The organism is Pedobacter sp. SYP-B3415 (assembly GCF_004138205.1).
Lineage (GTDB): Bacteria > Bacteroidota > Bacteroidia > Sphingobacteriales > Sphingobacteriaceae > Pedobacter.
In genome coordinates this window covers 202776-228334 of the sequence record NZ_RXNQ01000001.1, presented here as the reverse complement: position 1 = coordinate 228334, position 25559 = coordinate 202776, and the positions used below count along the sequence as shown (strand labels likewise).

The window sequence follows — 25559 nt, the reverse complement described above, 5'->3', positions numbered from 1 at the left end:
CCGGAGCGGTTTGTTCGTCTCTTGTATGTTGTTTTCAGAGGTACGAACGCTTTCGGCTATGCCTCAGGTGCTTCTTTTCCAAGAAAAAGAAGGAGCCCCCGCGGCGGTGAGCGGTTCGATACCATAGCCTCACATCTATTGGAAACCAAGGAACAATAGGATTTCGCAAAACTTTCCCCGGACAACAGTGACCTCCGGGTGTTGACCATGCACATTCAATTGCAAAAATCTGCCGCTAAATTACCGCTATCATTCAGCCAATTCGGCTTAAATACCTATCTTTGCCCATGCACGAAAAAATCATTATTCTCGATTTTGGTTCGCAGTACACACAATTAATTGCACGCCGCGTACGCGAACTGAACGTTTACTGTGAAATCCACCCTTTTAACCACATTCCCGAATTTACTTCAGACGTAAAAGGTATCATTCTGTCAGGTAGCCCTTATTCGGTTCGCCAGGCAGACGCGCCGCAGGTAGACCTGTCGCTGTTCCATCAAAAATATCCGGTTCTGGGTGTTTGTTATGGGGCGCAGTACCTTGCTCAGCAATCGGGAGGAGAGGTTCAGCCATCAACCATCAGGGAGTATGGTCGTGCAAACCTGGGTTTCATTCAACATGAGGATAAACTTTTTAAGGGTATTCCGGCGCATTCGCAGGTCTGGATGTCGCATGGTGATACCATCGTCGGCACGCCTGAAAATTTTGAAATTACTGCAAGCACCGATACAGTTCGTGTAGCAGCCTACCGCGTAACAGGCACCGAGACCTATGGCATCCAGTTTCACCCGGAAGTTACACACAGTACTGATGGTAAGATGCTGCTGAAAAACTTCCTTGTCGATATCTGCGGTTGCAGCCAGGAATGGACACCGGATTCTTTTATCGAAGAAACGGTAGCCGCTCTTCAGACCAAACTGGGTAATGATAAGGTTGTGCTCGGACTATCAGGGGGTGTGGACTCAAGTGTAGCTGCCATGTTGCTGCACCGCGCTATTGGTACAAACCTGCACTGTATTTTTGTAGATAATGGGCTGTTGCGTAAAGACGAATACGAGTCTGTTCTGGAACAATACAAACACCTTGGCCTGAATATTCGCGGTATTGATGCCAAAGACCGCTTTCTGAGTCAGCTTGCAGGTATAAAAGATCCGGAATTAAAACGAAAAGCGATCGGCCGTGTTTTCATAGAAGTATTTGACGATGCAGCGCACGATGTGCAGGATGTGGTCTGGTTAGGGCAGGGGACAATTTATCCGGATGTGATCGAATCAGTTTCGGTAAAAGGTCCGTCTGCAACAATTAAATCGCATCACAACGTTGGTGGTTTACCCGATTTTATGAAACTTAAAATCGTTGAACCGCTGAACACGCTGTTTAAAGATGAGGTTCGCAGGGTAGGTAAAAGCCTGGGACTGGAAGATTTTATCCTTGGAAGACATCCTTTCCCTGGTCCGGGTCTGGCCATCCGCATACTTGGCGAGGTAACCGCAGAAAAGGTAGCCATTTTGCAGGAGGCAGATGCTATCTACATCAACAACCTCAAAGAAGCCGGTCTGTATGACCAGGTTTGGCAGGCAGGCGCGATTTTCCTTCCGGTACAATCGGTAGGGGTGATGGGCGATGAGCGTACATACGAAAATGTGATCTGTTTACGTGCAGTAGAATCACTGGACGGGATGACGGCAGACTGGTGTCATTTGCCTTACCAGGTGCTTGCGAAGATCTCAAATGAAATTATAAATAAAGTAAAAGGCATTAACCGGGTTGTTTATGATATTAGCTCGAAACCACCTGCGACGATTGAGTGGGAATAGAATTTGCTTTTTACTCGTTCTGCTGGTCATAGCCGGCTGTTCGCCAAAAATTCGTAAACCGGCCGATACGCCGGCGCGGGAAAAGGAAAAGGCAGTTGAAAAAAAGGAAGTAAAAAAGCGGTTCATGCAGGCGAACATTTCCCTGCTGCTGCCCTTTGATATTAACCGCGCCAAGCTGTCGACAATGACCAAACAGGATCTTGATAAGTCCTCGATGGCTATTGACTTTTATCAGGGTTTCAGGCTCGGACTGGACTCGGCGGCACAGTCGGGCCTGAACTTTCAGTTGAATGTGTTTGATACCCGCGATGATAATGCCCAGTTAGCTGCGCTTTACAAAAGGGAGGACTTTCAAAAAAGTCACCTTCTGGTTGGGCCGGTGTTTCCTGAAGGGCAAAAGTTTATTGCGGCCTATACCACAGAGAACCAGGTACCGGTCGTTTCCCCGCTTGCGGCCTCGCATCCCCGGGAATTTAATAACCCGAACCTGATATCTTCCGTCGGTAATATCGGCCTGCATGCCTCGAAAATTGTCGATTACATTGCCGCGCATTATGACCCTGCACGAACCGTCGTTGTGCTGATCAATCCTAAAAAAACAGACGATGAGGTTTTTGCTGCCCCGCTGCGCAAGCGCTTTCAGAGTAAGCCGAAATTTGTGTTTCAGGAATTTACTTCCGTTTACACACTTGAAAGGCGTCTGATCAAGGGGAAAAATTATGTTGTGATCATTGCATCGCACGACCGCAGCTTTGTAACGCCAAGCGTTGATAAACTTTATAAGCTCAAATACCTGAAAACCGGCGGTTATCCGATCAGTCTCTTCGGGCATCCGAACTGGGTTAAACAAAGTTACAATACCGATAAGCTGCAGAAACTCAACACAAGCATCACCAGCTCATACCGGGTTGATTATAAAGCAGCAGCTACGAAATCATTTATAAGAAAGTATCGCAAGGCCTTCGGTTTTGAACCCGGAGAGTATGCCTTCAAAGGCTTTGATAACGGCTATTTTTTTGGGCACCTGCTCTCCAGGTATGGCACAGATTATCCGAAATATCTGACTAAGGAGCTGTACAAAGGGCTGCACAATCAATTCCGTTTTGTTTACGACCCGGAGCTTGGCTATATCAACACCGCCATTATGCTTCTTCGTTACAGCAATTATTCATTGCAGGTTATTGATTAATATGAAGGCAGTGCACCAACTCAGAACGTTTGAACAGGTACTGTCTGCCTATGACGGAAGCCTGCCTTTGCATCGCTTTTTGCCCGGTTTTTTTAAGCAGAACCGGAAAATGGGTTCCACAGACCGGCGCTGGGCATCGCGTTACATATATAGTTATTTCCGTTCCGGAGATATGTTTTCAGCACTTCCGGCCGACCGGAAACTAGCATATGCAGATTTTCTTTGCCACGAAGACCTGAGTCCGGTAACAGCCTATCTCGAACCGCAGCTAGCAGGTATGGAGACATGGTCTGTAGAAAATAAATTAAATTTTCTTCAGGGAATTGGTCTCCCGGCCGATGATAAGCAGATTCTGCCATTCAGCGGACTGCTTTCGCAGGGAATTGACGAGGTAACCTTCAACAGATCCATGTTCATACAGCCCGATCTTTATATACGGATCAGGGATGAACACGTGCTGCGCTTGCTGGAAGCTGCCGGACAGCCCTTCGTGCAATTGAGTGATCGCTGCATTGCGTTGCCGAACGGGGCCAAACTGGAAAATCTGCTGCCTGAAAACAGTTATTATGTGCAGGACCTCTCGTCCCAGCACACCGCTACTTTTTTTGAGCCAGCCCGTTACTCCAAATGGTGGGATACCTGCGCAGCCTCCGGCGGAAAGTCACTTTTGCTGCATAGCATAGAACCTACCGTCGAGTTGGTTGTAAGCGATATCAGAGAGAACATTTTAGATAACCTGGAAGAGCGCTTTGCGCAGGCAGGAATAAGAAAATACCAGCGCAAACAGCTTGATCTGCTTCAAAACAACGACCAAATCCTGAAACACTATGCTTTTGACGGGATTATTCTGGACGCCCCCTGCTCCGGATCAGGCACCTGGGGAAGAACACCCGAACTTGCGCGGTTTTTTGACCAGCGCAGAATCGGGCAGTTTGCTGCCCTTCAAAAATCTATAGCACGAAACGTCGTGAACTACCTGAAGCCGGGCAAACCCCTCATATACATTACATGCTCGGCATTCAAGGCCGAAAATGAAGATGTTGTACAGTTTATGCTTGAAAATCTGCCGCTTGAACTGGAGCGAATGGAATTGATCTCAGGCTATACACAAAAAGCAGATACCATGTTTGCAGCCCGGCTCATTGGCAAATGACCCAAAAAAAATCCCCTCGCTGAGGGGATCCTGTTAATTCTGAACCATTCTGAGGAAAGCTGCAATCTTTGCTTTCATAGCCCGGCGATCTACTATAAAATCGAGAAATCCGTGTTCCAGAACAAACTCTGCTGTTTGGAATCCTTTCGGCAGATCTTTTTTAATCGTTTCCTTTATTACACGCGGACCCGCGAAGCCGATCAGCGCACCTGGTTCTGCAATATTGATGTCACCAAGCATTGCATAGGATGCGGTAACGCCACCCGTGGTAGGATCTGTAAGCAGCGAAATGTACGGAATCTTTGCCTGGCTGAGTAAGGCCAGTTTTGCTGATGTCTTGGCCATTTGCATCAATGAAAATGCCGCCTCCATCATTCTCGCACCGCCCGATTTTGAAATCATCAGGAAGGGCACCTTGTTTTTCAAACTGTAGTCGATCGAGCGTGCTATCTTTTCGCCCACTACAGATCCCATCGAACCTCCGATGAAATTGAAGTCCATACAGGCAATCATCAGTTCCTGGCCTTCAATCTTTCCGTGCGCTGCACGGATCGCGTCTTTTAGCCCGGTTTTTCTCATGCTGTCCTGAATGCGCTCGCTATACGGTTTGCTGTCTACAAAACTCAGCGGGTCGCCAGAGGTGATGTCTGCAAACAGCTCGGTAAACTGGCTGTCGTCAAATAAAACCTCGAAATATTCTTTTGAGCCCACACGAAGGTGGTAGCTGCAATAGTGACAAACGTATTTATTTTCCTGGAGTTCTGACTGATGAAGCGCCTTTTTACAGTTCGGACACTTGTTCCAGAGTCCGTCAGGAGCCTCTTTTTTTTCTTCTGTAGAGGTAATGATACCCTTTTTTTCTCTCTTAAACCAAGCCATATTTTTTTGAAGAATCGGTTACAAAGAAACGAAAAATATTAGAACTACGCGCAATAGATTGGGCAGCTACGCGTTCTGGGCGTTGAATTGTATACTGCGGTTTTTTTTTATAACTTCGGGCGCAACAAAAATCCAACTACAATGAGTTTAAAAGGCTACAAAGGCGTAATTTACGGAGATGCCGTTCAGGAATTATTTGAACAGGCAAAAAAACATCAGTTTGCTTTACCAGCGGTAAACATTACAGGAACAAACACCCTGAATGCCGTTATGGAGACAGCAAAAGCGGTGAACTCTCCGGTAATTATCCAGTTATCGAACGGCGGAGCCCAGTTCTATGCCGGCAAGTCATTAGACAATGAGAAACTTCAGGCATGTATCTTAGGTGCTGTTTCTGCAGCCCGCCATGTACACCTGCTTGCCGAACATTATGGTGTTGGCGTGATCCTGCATACCGACCACGCTGCAAAAAAATTGCTTCCGTGGATCGATGGCCTGCTTGAGCATGGTGAGAAGTTTTTCGCAGAAACCGGAAAACCTCTGTTCTCTTCACACATGCTTGATCTTTCAGAAGAGCCGATTGAAGAAAACATGGAAATCTGTGTTAAATACTTCGAGCGCATGAGCAAACTGAATATGACAATTGAGATTGAGCTTGGCGTAACAGGCGGTGAAGAAGACGGTGTTGATAACAGTGATGTTGACAGCTCTAAATTGTATACCCAGCCAAGTGAGGTTTGTTTTGCATATGACGAACTGAGCAAGGTTTCGCACCGTTTTACCGTGGCTGCAGCATTCGGCAATGTGCATGGTGTTTACAAACCGGGCAACGTAAAACTACAGCCGGTAATTCTTAAGAATTCGCAGGACTTTATCCGCGAGAAATATAACCTGGAAGCAGAGAAACCGATCAATTTCGTTTTCCATGGCGGCTCAGGCTCATCGCAGGAAGAGATCCGTGAAGCAATTTCTTATGGTGCCATCAAAATGAATATTGATACCGACATGCAATGGGCATTTGCTGAAGGCGTATTCGGTTACTACAAAGCAAACGAAGCTTACCTGCAAGCTCAGATCGGTAATCCCGAAGGCGATGACAAGCCTAACAAGAAGTATTATGACCCGCGGGTCTGGCTGCGTAAGGGCGAAGATGCCTTTGTAAAACGTCTGAAGGTTGCTTTCGAGGACCTCAATTGCGTAGATGTAAACGACAAGCTGTAAACCAGCTTTGTCAAACCCATATAACGCCGTATGCCCTGCGCATGCGGCGTTTTTATTTGTTTTTTCCGGCGGATCCTCCAACCTTATACCACACATGTATCCGCATATAATTTTAAAACATGGAGCAGACACTCACCGTTTCCAGGATAGATAGCGCGGAAGACCTGGAAAAAGCATTTGAAATCCGCAGAACAGTCTTCGTAGGCGAACAGAACTGTCCGCCGGAGCTTGAGTGGGAAAATGACGACGTAGCTGTCCATTTCCTGGCACTGTATGGAACGGCACCCTGTGGAGCCTGTCGCTGGAGGCAAACCGACCAGGGATACAAACTGGAGCGTTTTGCCGTACTGAAGGAGTACCGGCAGATGGGCGTTGGCGGGGCACTCGTTGCCGCGGCTTTGTCAGACCTGCCTGCCGATGCAGCTTATGTCTACCTGAATGCGCAGCTCGAAGCAGCCGGCCTGTACGCGCGTTTCGGCTTCATAGCGGAAGGCGAACAGTTTGAAGAGGCAGGGATCCAGCATGTGCGCATGGTAAAAAGGAGCCAGCCCTGAGTTTACTGCAGGTCTGCCCCGGCAGTCTGATAAATACTTCCTGAATCTACAGACATTACCCATACCCCCGGTCGTAATCTGACCGGGGTTTTTCTGTTCAAGGGCAAAGCTAAACATCCGGGGTGAAAAATCGGGAAGATTAATTTCTTGGCCTTTCCGATTTTTTGTAATTTAGTATATGTGGGAGATCGATTTAAGCTACCGTGCAGAATTTGAAGACAGCTTCCTCAGGCTTGAAGAGAAGGCATCTGTTCTGCGGGCAAAGCGGCCATTGTCTGCAGCGGCGCTGAAAAAGATTCGCGAGAGCCTTACTATTGAATGGACATACCACTCAAATGGTATAGAAGGAAATACCTTAAGTCTGCGCGAGACACAGATGGTGTTACAGGAAGGTATCACGGTAAAGGGCAAAACCTTACGCGAACACTTTGAAGCCTTCAATCACGAAAAGGCCATTGATCTTTTGTATAACCTTGCTGGTCAGGACTCACAGCTAAGATGCATAGACATTTTGTCTCTGCATGCCATGGTCCTGCGCAGCATAGAAGACGAGTCTGCCGGCCGCATTCGCAATGCAGGTGTGCGCATTTCGGGCGCAAACTTTGCTCCGCCGAATGCCTCCAAGGTGTCTGGTCTCTTAGATGAGCTTATCCAGTTTACAGAAAGTAATCCTCAGCAGCTCAATATCCTAGAGCTTGCTACCGTTTTTCATCACAAGCTGGTCTGGATACATCCGTTTTTTGACGGCAACGGGCGTACCGCGCGCCTGGCAATGAACCTGTTGTTAATGCGTAATGGTTATCCGCCGGCAATAATTCTAAAAGATGACCGTAAAAAATATTATGATGCGCTAAACCAGGCCAATCAGGGAAACTATCAGAAACTTACTTTACTCATGCTTCAGGCCGCCGAAAGAACACTTAACATCTATATCCAGGCACTACCAGGTCATGAAGAAGATTACATGGATATTTCATCCCTTGTTCGCGAGCCCGATATGCCCTACGGGCAGGAATACATCAGTCTTCTGGCCAGGCAGGGTAAGATTGATGCGCACAAGGAGGGGCGCACATGGGTGACAAGTAAGCGGGCTGTGCTGGCCTATACAGAGGCTCAACAAAAGAAAACCATAAAAAATTAATGAAATATGGAGCCTGATAACTGTATGGCCTCTTCCCACTTTTCAAAGTTGAGGGGCGGCAGTTGATTCTGTGCATTCAGATAACCGATTACCTCTTCTGTTGCAATATTTCCTGTCAATTGATCTGAAGCCATTGGGCAGCCGCCATATCCCCTTAATGCGGAATCAAATCTGCTGCAGCCTGCTTCAAAGGCAGCGGTTATCTTTTCCAGACGCTGTCCGGGCGTGGCATGCAGGTGAAGCCCGATCTCTGCCTCAGGCAGACTGTTGGTCAGCACAGGCAGAAGTTCGCGTATTTGACGGGCTGTAGACACGCCGGTGGTATCGGCAAGTGAAAGTATCCCTGCACCCTCACTGACCAGGCGTCCCGCCCAATCTGTAACCAATTGTGGGCTCCATTCATCTCCATAGGGGTTTCCGAAACCCATTGATAGATAAATTACAGCTGTCTTGTCTTTTGCCGAACAGATTTCCAGCAGCCGCTTGATGGTATCAACAGATGCAGCCATGCTGCTGTTTGTATTGCGCTGCTGAAAGGTTTCAGATATGGAGAACGGAAAGCCCAGGTAATCAATCTGCGCATGCTGTGCTGCTTCTTCTGCACCACGAACATTTGCCACTATAGCAAGAAGTCTGGAACCGCCCGCGGGCAGATCCAGAAGATCGAGCACAGCTGCGGTATCCCGCATCTGAGGGATCGCTTTGGGCGATACAAAACTCCCGAAATCTATCGTATCAAAACCTACCTGCAGCAGCAGATTCAGATAAGCCGCTTTCAGGTTCGTAGGTATAAAGTCATGCAGACCCTGCATGGCATCGCGCGGACATTCGACAAGTTTAATCGGGTGATTTCTCATGATCATTTTTAATGTCTTCGAGCAGGTTCAGAATACCGAGCGGCTCCTGATCCGGGCGCTGCTTTCTGAAATCTGACAGCGCCTGTTCATAGTAACTGATGGCTTTTGCCCGGTTCCCCGATAACTGTTCCAGCTGACCCAGCATAGTAAGTTGCTGCACATTGCCGCCCGCATCCGCCATGTTTTTCACATAGCCCATTGCAGAGGCCAGCACCTTCGGATCAGTCACCTTTCTGAGAACTGTGTTCGTTGCAAAGGCGTTTCTGATTTCGTCAGGACTTTTTCCCAAAGCCAGGAAAGAAGTGTCTTCCAGGCTCTTCAATAAATTATTATACTGTTTGTTATGAAAGTAATAATCAAGCTCAGTTTGCCACTTTATACTATTCTGATCAGGCAGCTGACTTATAGCCAGCTTTTCCATTGCCCGATCGAGCACTGCCCGATCTGATTGCCGGCTGGCATTATAAAGTGTGCCGTACATAGCCCGGTTTAATAAGTTCTGGCTTGCACCCTGGCCAAGAAGTGAATCGGTCCGGACCCTGTGCAGGCGGATATACTTGTAATCGGGAAGCTCGTCTGAAGAAATGTATCGCTGGCTATATTTCACGAGCGAGTAACGCACAAAATCAGCCTCGCTGGCGCTCATTACGAGCTTTTTGTATATCTCTGCAGTCATGGCAGGTTTTCTTTTCTCTGCCAGTTTCAGATAATCGAGCAGGAAGGGAACATCATGCCTGCCTGACGCAAATTGTGTCTCCATTTTTTTTAGCATCCGCTGCTCGGGGCTTCTGCTTTCGCGAAGTTTCACGAGCAGACCTGCGCCTGTCTGAAACCCCGCAAACGTAAATAATTCTTCCCCGGTATGGTCCAATACAACAAAGGCGGGCAGGGCCATCTTGTATTTTTTCTGCATCTTCAGCCCTTCAGCATCTTCATAGGCGGCTTTAACCGGAACAAAGTTTTCGTTTATAAAACGTATTACACTGTCTTCACGAAACGTTCGCTGTTCCATTTTAAGACAAGGACCACACCATTTGGAAGTAGCATAGAGGAGCAGGGGCTTTCCTTCAGCTTTTGCAAAGTTTAGTAAAGACGACAGACTGCCTTTTTGAAACCTGATATGGTCCTGTGCTTCGCTTGTTGAGGCAATGAGGGACCACAGCAAAATTATGCTCAATACGCGCATAAATATTTTATTTTAAGATCCGTTGCGTCCTACCAGCCTGTTTTTGTATGCATCGTAGTCGGTTAGCTGCGTCTGGTATTCTGACTGCATGAAAGGTGAAGATACTAAAAAATCGGCAGTTGCCCGGTCGCATGCCATTGGGATATTCCAGAGAATTCCGATACGCAGCAGGGCCTTAACGTCCGGGTCATGCGGCTGCGCTTCCATCGGGTCCCAGAAAAAAACAAGCATATCTATTTCACCCTGTGCAATGAGGGCGCCGATCTGCTGATCGCCTCCGAGTGGCCCGCTTAACATTTTACGCACCGGGATTCTGAGGCGTTCTTCAATGATCTTGCCTGTTGTACCGGTCGCAATCAGTTCATGCGACTCAAGCGAGTCGCGGTTAGCTGTAGCCCATTCAAGCAGGTCATCTTTCCTGTGGTCATGCGCCACAAGCGCAATACGTTTGTTCGGTTTTAACGTTCTGTATGTCATAAAATGGTTTCGCTGCGTTCAGGCTCCTTCCGCTCGCGCTCGTATTCCCTGATGATCAGCCTTGTCCCGCGGTCGTAACTGAAATAGTTCCATACCCAGTTTACAAAAACCACAACCTTGTTTCTGAAGCCTACAAGTGTCATCAGGTGAACAAACATCCATGCAAACCAGGCAAATACACCCTGGAACCGGATTTTGTGCAAATCGACAACAGCCTTGTTTCTGCCTACAGTGGCCATTGCGCCTTTGTCAAAATACTTAAAAGGTTCGAGTGCGCGATTGGATATGCGATTATACAGATTTTTTGCCAGGTGTTTACCCTGTTGTATCGCAGCAGGAGCTACGCCCGGCAGTCCATGCGGCGTTTCAGCGGTAATCATGGCTGCTACATCACCGATGGCATACACGTTCGTATAACCTTCTACAGCATTGAACGCATCTACTTTCAGCCTGTTTCCCCTGATGATGCTTGACGGAGCAAAGCCCGGAATCAGTTCGCCCATCACACCGGCAGACCAGATTACGGTAGAAGTAGGAATTGTCTGCCCATCGGCAAGTGCAAGTGTGGAGCCATCATATGAAAGGACGCGCGACTCGGTTAAGACAGTGACGCCCATCTCAATCAGAAAGTCTTTGGCTTTCTTCTGAGCCTGTGGCGACATCGCGCCGAGCAGTTCGGCAGAACCTTCTATCAGGTAGATATTAACTTTATTGATATCAAGCTCCGGATAATCTTTTTTCAGTACGTGCCGCTTCAGTTCAGAAAGCGCACCGGCCGTTTCCACACCCGTAGGACCGCCGCCAACCACTACAAAATTAAGCAGGGTATCGTATACGACTTTATTATTTTCGATAAGCGCATTCTCCAGATTTTGAAGAATCAGGCTGCGCAGATTCAGCGCCTCCGGAATTGATTTCATAGGCATTGCGTTTGCCTCGATCTCTTTCTGGCCAAAATAATTGGTCGTTGATCCCGTAGCAATAACCAGGTAATCGTAGCTGATCTCACCTATGTCTGTAATCACTTTATTGGCGTCTGTGACCACCTCCAGGACTTCAGTAACACGGAAAAGAAAGTTCTCCTGACCTTTAAAGATCTTACGCAACGGGAATGCAATCGAGTCAGGTTCCAGGCCGCCGGTAGAAACCTGGTAGAGCAGGGGCTGGAAGGTATGATAATTATGCTTGTCGAGCATGACAACCTGGAACGGTTTGTTCCTGAGTTTCTTTGCGAGTTCTATTCCACCGAATCCACCTCCGATCACCAGTACCCTGGGATGTTCGCTTTTTGGGAGTTCCAAATTCATTCTTGAGGGTTGTATATACAAATGTACAAAATAAAAAAAGGCGTTCTTTTTTTAAGAGAACGCCTTTTTGCGGGGAATGGTTTTCTAAATTATTTTTTGCCCTTTTGCGCCAGGTCGATAACGATTGGCGTAGAAATACAAAGTGACGAATACGTACCAATGATCCGGCCGATCAGCAAGGCGAAGATAAATCCGCGGATGCTGTCTCCACCAAAGATGAAAATAACCAGGAGTACAAAGAACACAGTTAGTGAGGTTAGAATGGTACGGCTTAGTGTGCTGTTCAAAGCAAAGTTGATCAGCGTGTTACGTTCTTCACCATACATATCTGTTTTGCCGGCTTCATTCAGGCGCTCACGGATCCTGTCAAATACAACTACCGTTTCTGTCATCGTATAACCCATAACCGTCAGGATCGCGGCGATAAAGTCCTGGCCGATTTCCAGCGAGAAAGGAAGCACACCATCAAGAATGGTGTAAAATGAAAGTACCATCAGTACGTCGTGGAAGAGGGCGATAACCGCACCCAGACCATATTGCCATTTGCGGAACCGTACAACAATGTAGATAAACATCAGGATACAGGAGAACAGGATGGCGCCATAGGCACTTGTAACAATATCGCTTGCAATAATCGGATCGACACGCTGTGAACTTACAATATCATATTTCACCGCTGCACCGTCCAGGCCTTTTTTCAGGGCCGATTCTACTTTTGCATCTGTAGCCTGACCAGGCTCAGAAACCAGGTAAGCGGTGGTGATTTTTAACTGGTTGTCGCCACCGGCAGTTTTTACTTCAGGTGCCTCATCTTCGAATGCTGTGGTCAGTTTTGCGCGGATGTCTTCCGTCTCCACGTTTTTATCGAAGTGAACCAGGTAGGTACGGCCACCTTTGAAGTCAATACCCAGATTTAAACCGCCATTTTTGAAATAGAAGATTATACCGAGTACAATGATCACCGACGAGATGATATAATAGAGCTTCCGGCGACCAACGAAGTTAAATGCAATGTTCTTGAATGCATTTTTCGTCAGGCTGTTATCAAAGCTGATGTCAATTTTGCGGTTCAGCATCGAGTCGAAGATGACGCGTGAGATCAGAACAGCAGCAAACAGTGATGAAGCGATACCGATACACAACGTGGTTGCAAAGCCCTGAACCGGCCCGCTGCCAAAAGCGTAAAGGATACCACCAAGAATGAACAATGTAGCATTCGAGTCAATGATTGATGACATGGCGTGTCTGAAACCGTCTTTGATTGACTGTGCCGTGCTCTTGCCCTGCGCCAGCTCTTCACGAACGCGTTCAAAGATCAGGATGTTCGCATCAACCGACAAACCGATCGTAAGAACGATACCGGCAATACCAGGCAGCGTAAGCACTGCACCAAGCGATACCAGGATACCCATGATGAAGAACAGGTTGATCAGCAATGCAAAGTTTGCCACCCAACCGGCCCGGTGATAATAAAGAGCCATAAACACCAGGATCACGATAAATGCAATCACGAATGAGATAAGGCCATTGTTAATTGCCGTCTGACCCAGGGTAGGGCCGACTACAAACTTACCGACAATTTTAGCCGGTGCAGGCAATTTACCCGCTTTCAGAATGTTTGCAAGGTCTTTCGTGTCATCTACAGTGAAGTTTCCTGAGATCGAAGAAATACCGTTTGGAATTTCGTTTTGTACGGTAGGCGCTGAGTACACATTGTTATCAAGAACAATGGCAATCGCTTTTTTATTGTTAGGGTCTGCAGATGCCTCAGCAGTGAGTTTCTTCCACTTGGTAGCACCTGAAGGTTTCATATACATGGTAACCTCAGGGCTGCCTTTCTGATCGTAGTCTGCACGTGCTTCGCTGATCGCGTCACCGCCAAGGGCAGGCTGTCCGTCGGCGGCCGTCACCTTGATGGCATACAGTTCAAATTTCTTGCTTTGTGCGTCAGGTTTTACGCTCCACATAAATTTCATGCTCTGTGGAATCGTAGCAGCGATCTCCGGCTTACGCAGGAAACCGTTTACTTTGGCTGTGTCTCTTTTTTCTACAAAACCAATAATTGCCGAGGTAGGATAAACCTGCGGACCCTGCTCGCTCTGGAACATCGGAAGCTCAAGAACGGCGAAAAGCGGGTTGCTTTTGCTTAGTTCCGACTTGCGGATATCTGTAGAATCTTTGCTGCCGCCTTTTTTTACAAGGTCGCCAAGTTTTCCGCCATCTTTTTTTGCGGTATCTGTAGCAGCGGCTGCAGTGGTATCTGCCACTTTACTGGTTGAAACAAGTGTTTTGTTGATATTATCAAGCAGCGGATATACCTCCTGCAACTGATATACCTGCCAGAACTGCAGTTCAGCAGACCCCTGGAGCAATTTCTGAACACGCTCCTGGTCCTGAACACCCGGCATTTCAATCAGGATGCGGTTGGTACCTTCCTGTTTCTGCATGTTCGGGCTTGCAACACCAAAACCGTCAATACGGCTGCGCAGAATGATAAATGAGCGGTCAATTGCGCTTGTCGCCTCACGTGAAAGGTAGTTCCTTACTTCCGTGTTGCTCGAAGTGGAATTGATCTGTTGTGAATTCTCGGTAGTTGCAAAGAAATCGGCCAGTTTTACACCGGGGCTCAGTTTTTCGAATTCAGAAATGAACAGGTTGATAAAATCGGTCGTGCTGCCCTGATCCTGAAGGCGCTGGGCATTTTGCAGGGCTTTATTGAAGTTTGCATCCGACGTGTTGTTTGCCAGCGATTTGACAAGCTCGTTCAGGGAAATCTCCATGGTTACGTTCATCCCACCTTTAAGGTCGAGACCCAGATTCATTTCCTTGCTTTTGCAGAACTGGTAGGTAAGACCAAAAACGGGGTAAACAGGCTCGGTCGCAATTGAATCCAGATAGGCTTTCTCTTTCACCGCATCGCCCTTGGCATACTCTTTCGCATCTTTCTCAACCTTAGCTGTGACCAGGTTGAACGACAGATAGTACGCACAGACAATAGCCAACAGTATTGCCAAAAACTTTATAAAACCTTTTCCTTGCATTGTTTGTTATAATTTTTTTATTCTATAGCTGTTTTTTAAAACAAGTCGGCAAATCTAATTAATTTTTCAATTAGTCGAACGCCCTTACTGATAATTTATTAAGATTATTTTGAAGCCCTTTTCCACTCTGAAAAGGTAAATGCGAAGGCATGTTTTTCATCTTTTTCATGCCGCTCTTCACCCGTCTTTTCCCATTCTGAGAAGTCTACTTCGGGAAAGTACGCATCCCCCTCAAAAGAGCTGTGTACAGTAGTCAGGTAAAGTTTGTCTGCAAGCGGGAGTGCCTGTTTATAGATCTCGGCGCCGCCAATAACAAAGATCTCATCTGCCCCTTCAGCCAGGCGGATGGCTGTATCAAGGCTGTTCATAAGTTCAACCCCCTGGATATCCAGATGCGGATTGCGGCTGATTACAATATTTTTTCTAAGCGGAAGCGCGCGCCCGATCGATTCAAACGTCTTTCTTCCCATAATGACAGGGTGCTGCGCAGTAATTTTTTTGAAATGCCTGAGGTCTTCGGGCAGGTGCCACAGCATTTGGTTGTCCTTGCCAATGGCACGGTTTTCTGCCATGGCAACAATGAGAGAAACTGGAGGTATGGCGGTCATGGGCCTGTGTTTGAGGTGTGTACTGAAGATTGGTGCCGGAGATCAGACCGCAACCACACCTTTAATATGCGGATGCGGATCGTAGTTCTGCAGATTGAAATCTTCGAATTTGAAATCAAAGATATCTTTTATTTCCGGGTTCAGATGCATAACAGGCAGCGGTCTGGGCTCGCGGCTCAATTGCAGTCTGGCCTGCTCAATGTGGTTATTATAGAGATGTGCATCGCCGAGCGTATGAATAAACACGCCATTTTCAAGGCCGCATACCTGAGCCACCATCATGGTTAAAAGCGCATATGAAGCGATATTGAATGGAACGCCCAAAAATATATCAGCACTCCGCTGGTAAAGCTGGCAGCTCAGTTTTCCGTCAGCAACATAAAACTGGAAAAAGGCGTGACACGGCGGTAAAGCCATCTGGTCTACATCGGCAACATTCCAGGCAGAAACGATCAACCGGCGCGAGTCGGGATTGGTCTTAATAGAATGGATCACTTTGCTGATCTGGTCAATGTGCCCGCCATCCGGGGTGGGCCAGGAGCGCCATTGTGAACCATAAACTGGTCCGAGGTTGCCCTCAGCGTCTGCCCATTCATCCCATATTCTTACGCCATGCGCTTTTAGATATGCAATATTTGTATCGCCCTTTAAAAACCAGATCAATTCATGAATGATGGATTTCAGGTGCAGCTTTTTGGTAGTAACCAATGGGAAACCTTCATTCAGGTCAAAACGCATCTGATAGCCGAATACACTGATTGTACCGGTGCCGGTACGGTCATGTTTCTGCGTGCCCTGATCGAGCACATGCTGCATTAAATCCAAATATTGCTTCATGTTCTTTTTACTTGATGTCCCGATGCGGGTGTACTGCAAACATCGTAAAAATATCTCTGATCGGCCGTCACCCCTCGGGCAGATTTTTTTGCGCAGGCGCTTTCGCAGCTTTTTCAGATATTTACAGCCATGCTCAGTTTTCCAAATGCAAAGATCAATCTGGGATTGGATGTTACCGCCAGGCGCCCCGATGGCTACCATGACCTTGAAACCGTTTTTTACCCGGTTAAAATCTTTGATGCTTTGGAATGTACCGAAGCAACCCATACACGCTGCCTGGTGGCGGGAAATGATATTCCTGATGATGGGCGGGATAATCTCGTATTACGGGCATTTAAACTTGTGTCAGCTGATTATGCGGTGCCCCCGCAGGAGATCAACCTGCTCAAGCGAATTCCCGTCGGGGCGGGCCTGGGTGGAGGTTCGGCTGATGCCGCTTTTCTCATCCGGCTGCTGAATGAAAAGTTTGCTCTGGGCATGTCTTCGGCGCAAATGCAGGACTATGCGCGGCAGCTCGGCGCCGACTGCGCTTTTTTTATAAATAATGTTCCCGTTTTGGCCTCCGGCCGGGGCGATGTGTTCGAACCGTTTCCCATTGATCTGTCAGCCTGGTTTCTTGTGGTTGTAAAGCCGCCTGTTCACGTCAGTACAGCAGATGCTTATGCCCGAATAAAACCCGAAAAGCCTTTGACATCGCTCAGAGAAACCTTACATTTGCCCCCGACAACATGGAAGAACAGGGTCTTCAATAGTTTCGAGCAATCTGTATTTGACTTGTACCCTGAAATTTCTCAAATAAAAGCCGATTTATACCATGCAGGAGCTGTATTCGCACTAATGAGCGGAAGCGGTTCTTCTGTATTTGCGATTTTCAGCGAACCCGTAAAATTGCAGGAATTGGAACAAAACAACCTTGTTTATTACAACATCTGATCAAGAATGGAGATCAACCTGATCCGCAAAAGCGGAAAATTTAATTTTGAGGCCTCTAACGAAAGCGGTTTCACCGTCGAACTGGATGCAAAAGCGGCAATTGGCGGCGAGGGTAAGGGCTTTCGCCCGATGGAAATGCTCCTGGTTGGCCTTGGCGGCTGCAGCGGAATCGACATGGTTAACATCCTGGAAAAACAAAAGGAGCCGCTCGAAGATATCAGCATCAGTATAAGCGCAACGAGACGGGAAGAAGAGGTTCCGGCCATTTTCGACGTCATCGACATTCAATTTGCGCTGAAAGGTCAGCTGAATCCGCAAAAGGTAGAACGTGCGCTGGAGTTGACGTTTGAAAAGTATTGTTCAGTTTCAAATATCCTCGGGCGCTCGGCAACGATCAATTTCAGCTACGCAATTATCGATTCAGAGTAACACGCTTTTACATTCATTTCCACTTAACAAATCAAGAGGCAAAACACACCATGAGCACCGAAAATTTTGAGACCATAGCGATTCGCACACAGACCGACCGCAGCCAGCATAAAGAACATTCTTCTCCTATTTACCTGACATCAAGTTATAAGTTTGATGACGCCGAAGAAATGCGGGCGTTGTTTGCCAATGAAAAGGAAGGCAATGTATACAGCCGCTATTCAAATCCAAATACATCAGAATTAATTGAAAAGATGGCGCTGCTGGAAGGCAGCGAAAGCGGCTGGGCTACTGCCACCGGCATGGCCGCGGTTTTTACAACTTTTGCCGCCTTTCTTAAGAATGGCGATCACGTCATTTCAAGCCGCTCTGTTTTTGGCTCAACGCATCAGCTGCTCAGCAATATTTTTCCAAAGTGGGGGGTAAGTTTTTCTTATGCGGATCTTGATAAGCCGGCCGACTGGGAAACACTCATCCAGGCCAATACAAAGATGATCTTTGTTGAAACCCCTTCCAACCCTGGTATAGACATTATTGATCTTGCCTTTCTTGGTGATCTGGCCCGGCGGCATGATCTGCTGCTTGTTATAGACAACTGTTTTGCAACTCCATATCTTCAGCAGCCGCTTAAATTTGGCGCACACCTTTCTATTCACTCAGCAACTAAATATATTGACGGGCAGGGCCGCACATTGGGGGGCATCATCCTGGGTACCCATAAACTGATTGCAGAGATCGAGGCCTTTGCACGCCACAGCGGACCCGCTATGTCGCCCTTCAATGCATGGATCCTGTCGAAAAGCCTGGAGACCCTTGCTGTTCGCATGGACAGGCATTGTGACAATGCGCTAAAGGTTGCCACATATTTGGAAAACCATCCAAAGATCAAATTGGTAAAGTATCCATTTTTAGCGTCCCATCCGCAGTTTGAGATTGCTAAAAAACAGATGCGTGCCGGCGGCGGCATTGTAACTGTTGTGGTAGACGGGGGTGCTGAAGGCGCCGGCAAATTTATGGATGGACTAAAAATGTTTTCTATCTCTGCAAACCTGGCAGACACGCGATCAATCGCAACACATCCTGCAACCAGTACCCACTCAAAGTTAACCGAAGCGCAGCGTCTTGAAGTCGGCATTGAACAGGGTTCTGTCAGGCTCTCAATTGGTCTGGAACATATTGATGATATCCTGGCAGACATTGAACAGGCCCTTGCCTGAGCCGTAACATGACAGATGTTGATTTTATAATCAGCGAACTCAGGACAGCGGCAGACCCGCAATACCTGGTACGGATGCAGCACTTTGGTATCAATGCGTCTAAAGCACTTGGTCTGCGGGTACCACAAGTCAGAGCGCTTGCCAGACAGATCGGGAAAAACCAGCCACTTTCGCTGGCATTGTGGAATACAGGCATTCATGAAGCGCGGTTACTGGCGGCTTTTATTGGGGATTACACACTGGTTACACCCGAGCAGATTGATGCCTGGGTTGCTGATTTCAGCTCCTGGGATATTTGTGATCAGGCAAGTACACTTTTCATAAAGACTCCCTGGTTTGCTGATAAAGTTTTTCTTTTCGCTGCGCGTGATGCTGAATTCGAAAAGCGCTGTGCTTTTTCAATGATTGCCGAAGCTGCCGTTCACCTGAAAAATGAGCCGGACGCAAACTTTCTGAAATTTTTCCCCCTCATTGCTGAACATGCCGCAGACAACAGGAACTTTGTAAAGAAAGCAGTAAACTGGGCATTACGTCAACTCGGTAAGCGCAGCGCTTTTTTACACGCCGCTGCGAAGTGTTGTGCAGAAGAAATCGTAGATCGGGGCGATAAACACGCTTCCCGGGTAGCAAAGCATGCGCTTGTTGAATTGAACAGTCAAAGTGTGTTCAAAAAGCTCGATTTGTACTCGTAGTCTTTCTTAACCTACATCAATAACAGCCCGGTTTCAGGGCTGTATTTTTGTATCATAAACGAAAGGAATTAAACATGGCACAATCAGTTTTGCACACCGCCAATATGCGCGGACACGCCAATCACGGATGGTTAGACGCTCACCACACGTTCAGCTTTGCCAATCATTACAATCCCGAGATGATGAATTTCGGTGTACTCCGGGTATTGAATGATGACCGGGTAGCCGGGGGCCGGGGGTTCGGATCGCATCCGCATGACAACATGGAAATCATTACCATCCCGCTAACAGGCAGCCTGGCACATGAAGACAGCATGGGCAATGCATCAGTGATCAAAAACGGCGATATCCAGGTCATGAGCGCCGGTACCGGCGTATATCACAGCGAATACAACGCAGATCCTGATCAGGAAGTGAACCTGCTGCAGATCTGGCTCTTCCCAAATAAAAAAAATGTAACACCTCGCTACGGTCAGCTGTCGCTTAACCTTGATGAGCGGCATAACCGGTTTCAGCAGATTCTGTCGCCAAATGCTGATGACGAAGGTGTCTGGATTCACCAGGATGCCTGGTTTTCACTCGGCAGGTTCGACGCCGGTTTTGAGACAGCCTATACAATTCGCAAGCCGGGAAACGGGGCCTACTTTTTTGTAATCAGCGGAAAAGTAACTGTAAGCGGGCAGCAGCTTGACACCCGCGATGGCTACGGTGTCTGGGATGCCGCTGAGATCAGTTTCAGGGCAGATACCGATGGTGCCGAAGTTCTGGTTATGGACGTGCCGATGCAATTACAATAACAGGTCAACAAACAGCCTGTGGTAACGTTTTACCACAGGCTTTGCTTTTTTTTATGGATACAAATATACTCTATATTGGCCGCGACCCGAAAATGTGCGCCATTCTGCACCGGCTTTTAAACGCCCGCGAAGGCTGGAACGGTTTCACCGCGCTGACCAATGCCGAAGCTTTTGAAGTGGCCAAAGCGCAGAGACTGTCTGTTGTTCTGCTGGGAAGCGGCATTACCGACGATGAGGAACGCGTGCTGCGGGGCTTTTTCGGAACCTTCCCTGATCTTAAAATAATCCAGCATTATGGCGGAGGAAGCGGCCTGCTTTACAATGAGATCCTTCAGGTAGTTGGCAATAGCCATGATTAGGGTTTCCTTATAGACCTCCGCGGCTTGCGAATCAAAGCGAGGTTTCTTACCTTGCAAAACGTTTTAGTAACCAATTCATATGAGCCATCATCATTTCAAAGCGCGCTTTTGTCGCCGCATATCGGGGTGTCTGTTTGCAGCCTTCCTGGTTGCTTTTGCAAGTCATTTTGCACAGGCCCAAAAGTCTTCGGCCACAAATTCCAGGCTTACCAGGTTTGTAGATCCGTTTATCGGCACCGGTTTTCACGGTCACGTTTTTATGGGCGCAAACGTTCCATTCGGGGCCGTACAGGTTGGTCCGGCTAACCTGTCGCAAGGCTGGGACTGGTGCTCGGGCTACCACTATTCAGACTCTACCATCATTGGCTTTGCACAGACGCATTTAAGCGGTACAGGTATTGGCGATCTTGGCGATATCTCAATTATGCCTGTTACCGGTGATGTAAAAATGGTAAAAGGCGAAGCTGGCAAACCGTCTTCAGGATATTACTCTTCATTCAGCCATGAGCAGGAAACGGCTAAAGCCGGATATTATTCCGTTCAGTTGCTGCGTTACGGCATCAAAGCAGAACTCACTGCTACAGAACGCGTTGGTTTCCATCAGTATACCTATCCCGCAGGTAAGGCGGGAAAACTCGTGATCGACCTGAAAGAAGGCATTGGCTGGGACGGGGTGACCGAGAGTTATATCAAACAGATCAATCCGACAACCATTGCCGGTTACCGGTACAGCAAGGGTTGGGCAGAAGATCAGAAGATATATTTTACCATGCAATTTTCCCGGCCAATCGAAACGCTCGCTGTTTTTGACAATACAGCCCTGAAGACCGGAAGCGAACTCAAGGCAAAGCGCACAAAAGGTCTCGTTACTTTCAGTGGCAATGGCGGCGTAGTGCAGGTAAAGGTCGGTATCTCGCCGGTTAGTATGACCAATGCAGCGGCAAATATTAAAGCCGAGTTGCCCGGATGGGATTTTAGCAAAACCGTAGCGGCGGCTGATGCCAAATGGGAACGGGAGTTACAAAAGATCCGGATCAAAACCAAAGACGAAGCGCGGCTTCGTACGTTTTATACAGCCATGTACCACAGCATGATCGCACCTTCGGTGTTTAACGATCACAACGGCGATTACTACGGTACCGATAAAAAGATCTACTCAAAACCCGGCTTTACGAATTACACGACTTTTTCGCTTTGGGATACCTACCGTGCCGCGCACCCGCTTATGACCGTGATTCATCCGGAGAAAGTTTCTGATATGGTGAACACCATGCTCAATATTTATAAGCAGCAAGGGAAATTACCGGTCTGGCACCTGATGGGCAATGAAACCAATTGTATGGTGGGTAATCCCGCTATAACCGTTGTTGCAGATGCTTACCTGAAAAGATTTGGCGGTTTTGACAAGAAGCTCGCCTATGAAGCGATGACAAAAACAGCCATGCTTGACGAGCGCGGACTAAACTTTGTTAAGTCAAAAGGATACATCCCGGCAGACAGTATGCCCGAATCGGTAGCGAAAGGAATGGAATATGCCATTGCAGACTGGGCAATCAGCCAGGTTGCAAAAAAAGATGGTAAAGCAAACGATTATGCCTACTGGCTGAAGCGAGGAAAAAATTATGTCAATTATTTTGAAAAAGGCAGCGGTTATATGCGCGGACGGATCAACGACAACACCTGGCGCAGTCCGTTCAATCCTTTCGAGTCCATTCACGGCAAAAACGATTATACAGAAGGCAATGCCTGGCAATATCTCTGGCTGGTACCGCAGGATGTAGAAGGACTGATCAATCTGATAGGAGGTGAAAAGCGTTTTATTCAGAAGCTTGATTCTCTTTTTATTGTGCAGGGCGACATGGGGAAAGAGGCATCGCCTGATATCAGCGGATTGATTGGTCAGTACGCACACGGGAATGAGCCAAGTCACCACATTACTTATATGTATGCCTATGCAGGTCAACCCTGGAAAACGGCCGATCAGGTTCGTCATGTTCTTGATCACCTTTATACAGATAAGAATGACGGTTTGAGCGGCAATGAAGACGTTGGACAAATGTCAGCATGGTACATTTTCTCTGCCCTTGGCTTTTATCCCGCTAATCCGGCAAACGGATTGTATGTTTTTGGCAGCCCGGTAGTCGATGAGGCAGAGATCCAGCTTGGAAAGGGTAAAACAATGAAGCTGCGGGTGCTAAACAATTCAAAAGAGAATAAATATATTCAGTCTGTGAAACTGAACGGGCGCAATTATAACAAGTCGTATATTAGTCATCAGGATCTGGTATCCGGTGGCATACTGGAGCTGACAATGGGTGCTAAACCATCAGCAACATGGGGTGTCGCTGCAGCAGACCGCCCTTATTCAGAATTGAAATAGTAGATACACCTTAGTCTTTGTTCGCAATGACTTGAGCATACAATGCCGGCCCCACAGCCGGCATTATTTTTTATAACAAAGATGACAGGCATGAAAAAGCCATTCAGGAGAGGACTCGTTGCAGGAGCTGTCGTAGTGGCAATCATTGTCAACGTGCTTACCTCTTATGCCCAAACGGCTGATTTGAGCCGCGCACCGTACAAAAATGCCCGTCTTCCCGTCGGTGAACGGGTCCGTGATCTGGTGGGCCGGATGACCGTCGAAGAAAAGGCCGGTCAGCTGCTTACCCTGCTGGGCTGGGAAATGTATACCGGTACTGCGGGGCGGATGACCGTATCTGAAAAATTCAAAACCGAAATCACAACCCGGCACATCGGCGCCCTGTGGGCAACGTTGCGGGCAGATCCGTGGACCAAAAAGACGCTGGCAAACGGGCTCAATCCGAGAACGGCGGCTGAAGCTGCTAACGCGCTTCAGCGATATGCGGTTACACGAACACGTCTTGGTATACCCTTGTTACTTGCCGAAGAATGTGCACATGGCCATATGGCTATAGGGGCGACGGTTTTTCCGGTTCCGCTGGCACAGGCCAGTACATTCAATCCTGAACTTATTGAACGGATGGCTGGCGTTACGGCAGTTGAAACACGACTGCAGGGAGCTCACCTTGGGTACGGCCCCATTCTAGACCTGGCCAGGGAGCCGCGGTGGTCGCGTACCGAGGAAACTTATGGCGAAGATCCCTTTCTTATGGCCGCCATGGGCAAAGCTGTTGTTAAAGGCTTTCAGGGTACAGATTTGAAGAGCGGAAGAAATGTCGTTTCTACATTAAAACACTTTGCAGCATACGGTACGCCAGATGGCGGACAAAATGGGGGCAGCGTGAGTTTAGGAAGGCGCGACCTTCTAGAGAACTTTCTGCCGCCCTTCGAGGCAGCTGTACGCGCAGGTGCCGGCTCGGTCATGACTGCTTACAGTTCTATAGATGGCGTACCAGGTAGCGCAGATCAGTTCCTTCTTAACGAAGTACTGCGGAAACGTTGGGGTTTCAATGGTTTTGTGGTCTCAGATCTCGGTAGTATCGGCGGACTTGTTTCGGGACACCATGTGGCCCGCAATCTGGAGGACGCGGCAGCCATGGCCATGAATTCCGGTCTTGATAACGACCTGGGCGGCGAAGCTTTTTATTTACCGCTGCTGCAGGCCATCAAATCAGGGAAGGTGTCCATGCACCGGCTTGACGAAGCTGTAGCCCGGGTGCTGCGCGTAAAATTTGAACTCGGACTTTTTGAAAATCCGTATGTCCAGCCAAAAGCTACAGGGATTGTAAACAACGCAGCGCATAAAAAACTGGCCCGGGAGGTTGCTGAAGAATCGCTCGTGTTACTAAAAAACAACGGTGATTTGCTGCCGCTTAAACAAAAACTGAGGCGTGTAGCTGTAATCGGGCCGAACGCAGATACGCAGTACAATCAACTGGGCGATTATACCGCCCCGCAACCACCTGAAAAAGTCGTTACGATACTTGAAGGTTTACGTGATGCCCTGGGAAAAGAAACACAGATTGATTATGTAAAAGGATGTTCAATCCGTGACACAACGGGCACTGAGATCCCGGCTGCTGTTGCTGCCGCCGGAAGAGCTGATGTGGCCATTGTGGTCTTAGGCGGATCAAGCGCCCGTGATTTTAAAACAACATACCTCGAAACAGGAGCTGCAGCCGTAAAAGAAGACCAGATCAGTGACATGGAAAGCGGGGAGGGGTTTGACCGGGCCAGCCTCGATCTGATGGGCCGGCAACTGGAATTGCTGAAGGCGGTTGTTGCAACCGGGAAGCCTGTTGTGCTGGTCTTGATAGAAGGGCGCCCACTAAACATCAACTGGGCCGCCGAAAACGTACCGGCCATTCTCAATGCATGGTATCCCGGGGAACAGGGCGGTCATGCCGTGGCCGCAGCGATTTTAGGCAGCATAAATCCTTCGGGAAAACTTCCGGTTTCGATACCCCGATCAGTCGGACAACTCCCGGTGCATTACAACGCGAAATTTCCGACGCGTCATGACTATGTTGAGGAAAGCGCCAGACCAAGGTATGCTTTTGGTCATGGTTTAAGTTACACGAACTTTGTATACAGTGATCTGAAGATCACCGTACAGGATAGACTTCCTTCACCTAAAGTTACCGTAACACTGAATCTGAAAAATACCGGCCGGTTTGCCGGCAGTGAGGTTGTTCAACTGTACCTGACTGATGTGGTGCGCAGTGTGTCAGGACCGCAGAAACAATTGAAGGGTTTTGCGAAAGTCAGGCTCAAACCAGGTGAGCAGCAGTCTGTCAGTTTCCAGTTGAGCCATCAGGAACTGAGCATGATTGATGTGCACGAGAGACATGTGGTAGAGGCCGGTGAGTTTCGCATCATGCTGGGCAGTTCTTCAGAAGACGTCCGCCTGCGGGGGAAATTTGATCTTTAATATCGACTGCACA

Annotated in this window: 22 protein-coding genes; 14 read left to right on the top strand and 8 right to left on the bottom strand. The window is 48.0% G+C overall.

What is annotated here, in order from left to right; translation table 11 throughout:
• Positions 1-287: 287 nt before the first annotated feature.
• From guaA to EJV45_RS00985, 3 genes are all read left to right on the top strand, one after another.
• Positions 288-1817 carry a glutamine-hydrolyzing GMP synthase gene (gene guaA / locus EJV45_RS00995; protein ID WP_129713750.1) on the top strand — a complete coding sequence of 510 codons (1530 nt, stop codon included), beginning with the start codon at positions 288-290 and terminating at the stop codon, positions 1815-1817.
• A gap of 124 nt (positions 1818-1941) precedes the next feature.
• Positions 1942-3006, top strand: coding sequence for an ABC transporter substrate-binding protein (locus EJV45_RS00990; protein ID WP_240755152.1), 1065 nt, complete (start codon positions 1942-1944; stop codon positions 3004-3006).
• Between the two features lies 1 nt (position 3007).
• Positions 3008-4159, top strand: coding sequence for an RsmB/NOP family class I SAM-dependent RNA methyltransferase (locus EJV45_RS00985; RefSeq protein WP_129713748.1), 1152 nt, complete (start codon positions 3008-3010; stop codon positions 4157-4159).
• 33 nt (positions 4160-4192) lie between these two features.
• Here the strand turns inward: EJV45_RS00985 and accD are convergent, their stop codons facing one another.
• Positions 4193-5038, bottom strand: coding sequence for an acetyl-CoA carboxylase, carboxyltransferase subunit beta (gene accD / locus EJV45_RS00980; RefSeq protein ID WP_129713747.1), 846 nt, complete (start codon positions 5036-5038; stop codon positions 4193-4195).
• Positions 5039-5179: 141 nt separating this feature from the next.
• On the opposite strand from accD, the gene fbaA reads away from it, so the two are divergent.
• The 3 genes from fbaA to EJV45_RS00965 all read left to right on the top strand — a co-directional run bounded on the left by fbaA (position 5180) and on the right by EJV45_RS00965 (position 7954).
• Positions 5180-6259, top strand: a complete 1080-nt coding sequence (gene fbaA, locus EJV45_RS00975; RefSeq protein WP_129713746.1) for a class II fructose-bisphosphate aldolase — start codon at positions 5180-5182, stop codon at positions 6257-6259.
• Between the two features lie 119 nt (positions 6260-6378).
• Positions 6379-6813, top strand: coding sequence for a GNAT family N-acetyltransferase (locus EJV45_RS00970; protein WP_129713745.1), 435 nt, complete (start codon positions 6379-6381; stop codon positions 6811-6813).
• A 178-nt stretch (positions 6814-6991) separates the two neighbouring features.
• Positions 6992-7954, top strand: coding sequence for a Fic family protein (locus EJV45_RS00965; RefSeq protein ID WP_129713744.1), 963 nt, complete (start codon positions 6992-6994; stop codon positions 7952-7954).
• Here the strand turns inward: EJV45_RS00965 and EJV45_RS00960 are convergent.
• The 7 genes from EJV45_RS00960 to EJV45_RS00930 form a co-directional block, all read right to left on the bottom strand.
• Positions 7951-8811: a hydroxymethylglutaryl-CoA lyase gene (locus tag EJV45_RS00960; RefSeq protein ID WP_129713743.1), complete on the bottom strand. Its 861-nt coding sequence runs from the start codon at positions 8809-8811 to the stop codon at positions 7951-7953. The two genes, EJV45_RS00965 and EJV45_RS00960, sit on opposite strands and share 4 nt — an antisense overlap.
• On the bottom strand, positions 8792-9988 hold the full coding sequence (locus tag EJV45_RS00955; protein WP_165304950.1) for a thioredoxin family protein: 1197 nt from the start codon (positions 9986-9988) through the stop codon (positions 8792-8794). Before EJV45_RS00955 ends, EJV45_RS00960 begins: the two co-directional genes overlap by 20 nt.
• A 21-nt stretch (positions 9989-10009) precedes the next feature.
• Positions 10010-10474 (bottom strand): methylglyoxal synthase, encoded by a 465-nt coding sequence (locus EJV45_RS00950; protein WP_129713741.1) that lies wholly within the window; start codon positions 10472-10474, stop codon positions 10010-10012.
• Complete coding sequence (locus EJV45_RS00945) at positions 10471-11781, bottom strand: NAD(P)/FAD-dependent oxidoreductase (protein WP_129713740.1); 1311 nt, start codon at positions 11779-11781, stop codon at positions 10471-10473. Before EJV45_RS00945 ends, EJV45_RS00950 begins: the two co-directional genes overlap by 4 nt.
• Positions 11782-11870: 89 nt before the next feature.
• Positions 11871-14822, bottom strand: coding sequence for a protein translocase subunit SecDF (gene secDF / locus EJV45_RS00940; protein ID WP_129713739.1), 2952 nt, complete (start codon positions 14820-14822; stop codon positions 11871-11873).
• A 104-nt stretch (positions 14823-14926) separates the two neighbouring features.
• The gene (locus EJV45_RS00935; RefSeq protein ID WP_129713738.1) at positions 14927-15430 is read right to left on the bottom strand and encodes a dihydrofolate reductase; all 504 of its coding nucleotides are present in this window, start codon (positions 15428-15430) and stop codon (positions 14927-14929) included.
• A 42-nt stretch (positions 15431-15472) separates the two neighbouring features.
• Positions 15473-16267 carry a thymidylate synthase gene (locus EJV45_RS00930; protein ID WP_129713737.1) on the bottom strand — a complete coding sequence of 265 codons (795 nt, stop codon included), beginning with the start codon at positions 16265-16267 and terminating at the stop codon, positions 15473-15475.
• Positions 16268-16396: 129 nt separating this feature from the next.
• Between EJV45_RS00930 and ispE the strand changes: the two genes are divergently transcribed.
• From ispE to EJV45_RS00890, 8 genes are all read left to right on the top strand, one after another.
• Positions 16397-17200 carry a 4-(cytidine 5'-diphospho)-2-C-methyl-D-erythritol kinase gene (gene ispE / locus EJV45_RS00925; RefSeq protein ID WP_129713736.1) on the top strand — a complete coding sequence of 268 codons (804 nt, stop codon included), beginning with the start codon at positions 16397-16399 and terminating at the stop codon, positions 17198-17200.
• Positions 17201-17206: 6 nt separating this feature from the next.
• Positions 17207-17629 (top strand): OsmC family protein, encoded by a 423-nt coding sequence (locus EJV45_RS00920; protein ID WP_129713735.1) that lies wholly within the window; start codon positions 17207-17209, stop codon positions 17627-17629.
• A 50-nt stretch (positions 17630-17679) separates the two neighbouring features.
• Positions 17680-18846, top strand: a complete 1167-nt coding sequence (locus tag EJV45_RS00915) for a PLP-dependent aspartate aminotransferase family protein (protein WP_129713734.1) — start codon at positions 17680-17682, stop codon at positions 18844-18846.
• Positions 18847-18854: 8 nt separating this feature from the next.
• Positions 18855-19538, top strand: a complete 684-nt coding sequence (locus EJV45_RS00910) for a DNA alkylation repair protein (protein WP_129713733.1) — start codon at positions 18855-18857, stop codon at positions 19536-19538.
• 74 nt (positions 19539-19612) lie between these two features.
• Positions 19613-20335, top strand: a complete 723-nt coding sequence (locus EJV45_RS00905) for a pirin family protein (RefSeq protein ID WP_129713732.1) — start codon at positions 19613-19615, stop codon at positions 20333-20335.
• 53 nt (positions 20336-20388) lie between these two features.
• Positions 20389-20694, top strand: a complete 306-nt coding sequence (locus EJV45_RS00900) for a hypothetical protein (protein ID WP_129713731.1) — start codon at positions 20389-20391, stop codon at positions 20692-20694.
• A gap of 79 nt (positions 20695-20773) precedes the next feature.
• Positions 20774-23074 carry a GH92 family glycosyl hydrolase gene (locus tag EJV45_RS00895; protein WP_129713730.1) on the top strand — a complete coding sequence of 767 codons (2301 nt, stop codon included), beginning with the start codon at positions 20774-20776 and terminating at the stop codon, positions 23072-23074.
• A gap of 90 nt (positions 23075-23164) precedes the next feature.
• Positions 23165-25546, top strand: coding sequence for a glycoside hydrolase family 3 N-terminal domain-containing protein (locus tag EJV45_RS00890; RefSeq protein WP_129713729.1), 2382 nt, complete (start codon positions 23165-23167; stop codon positions 25544-25546).
• Positions 25547-25559: the final 13 nt, after the last annotated feature.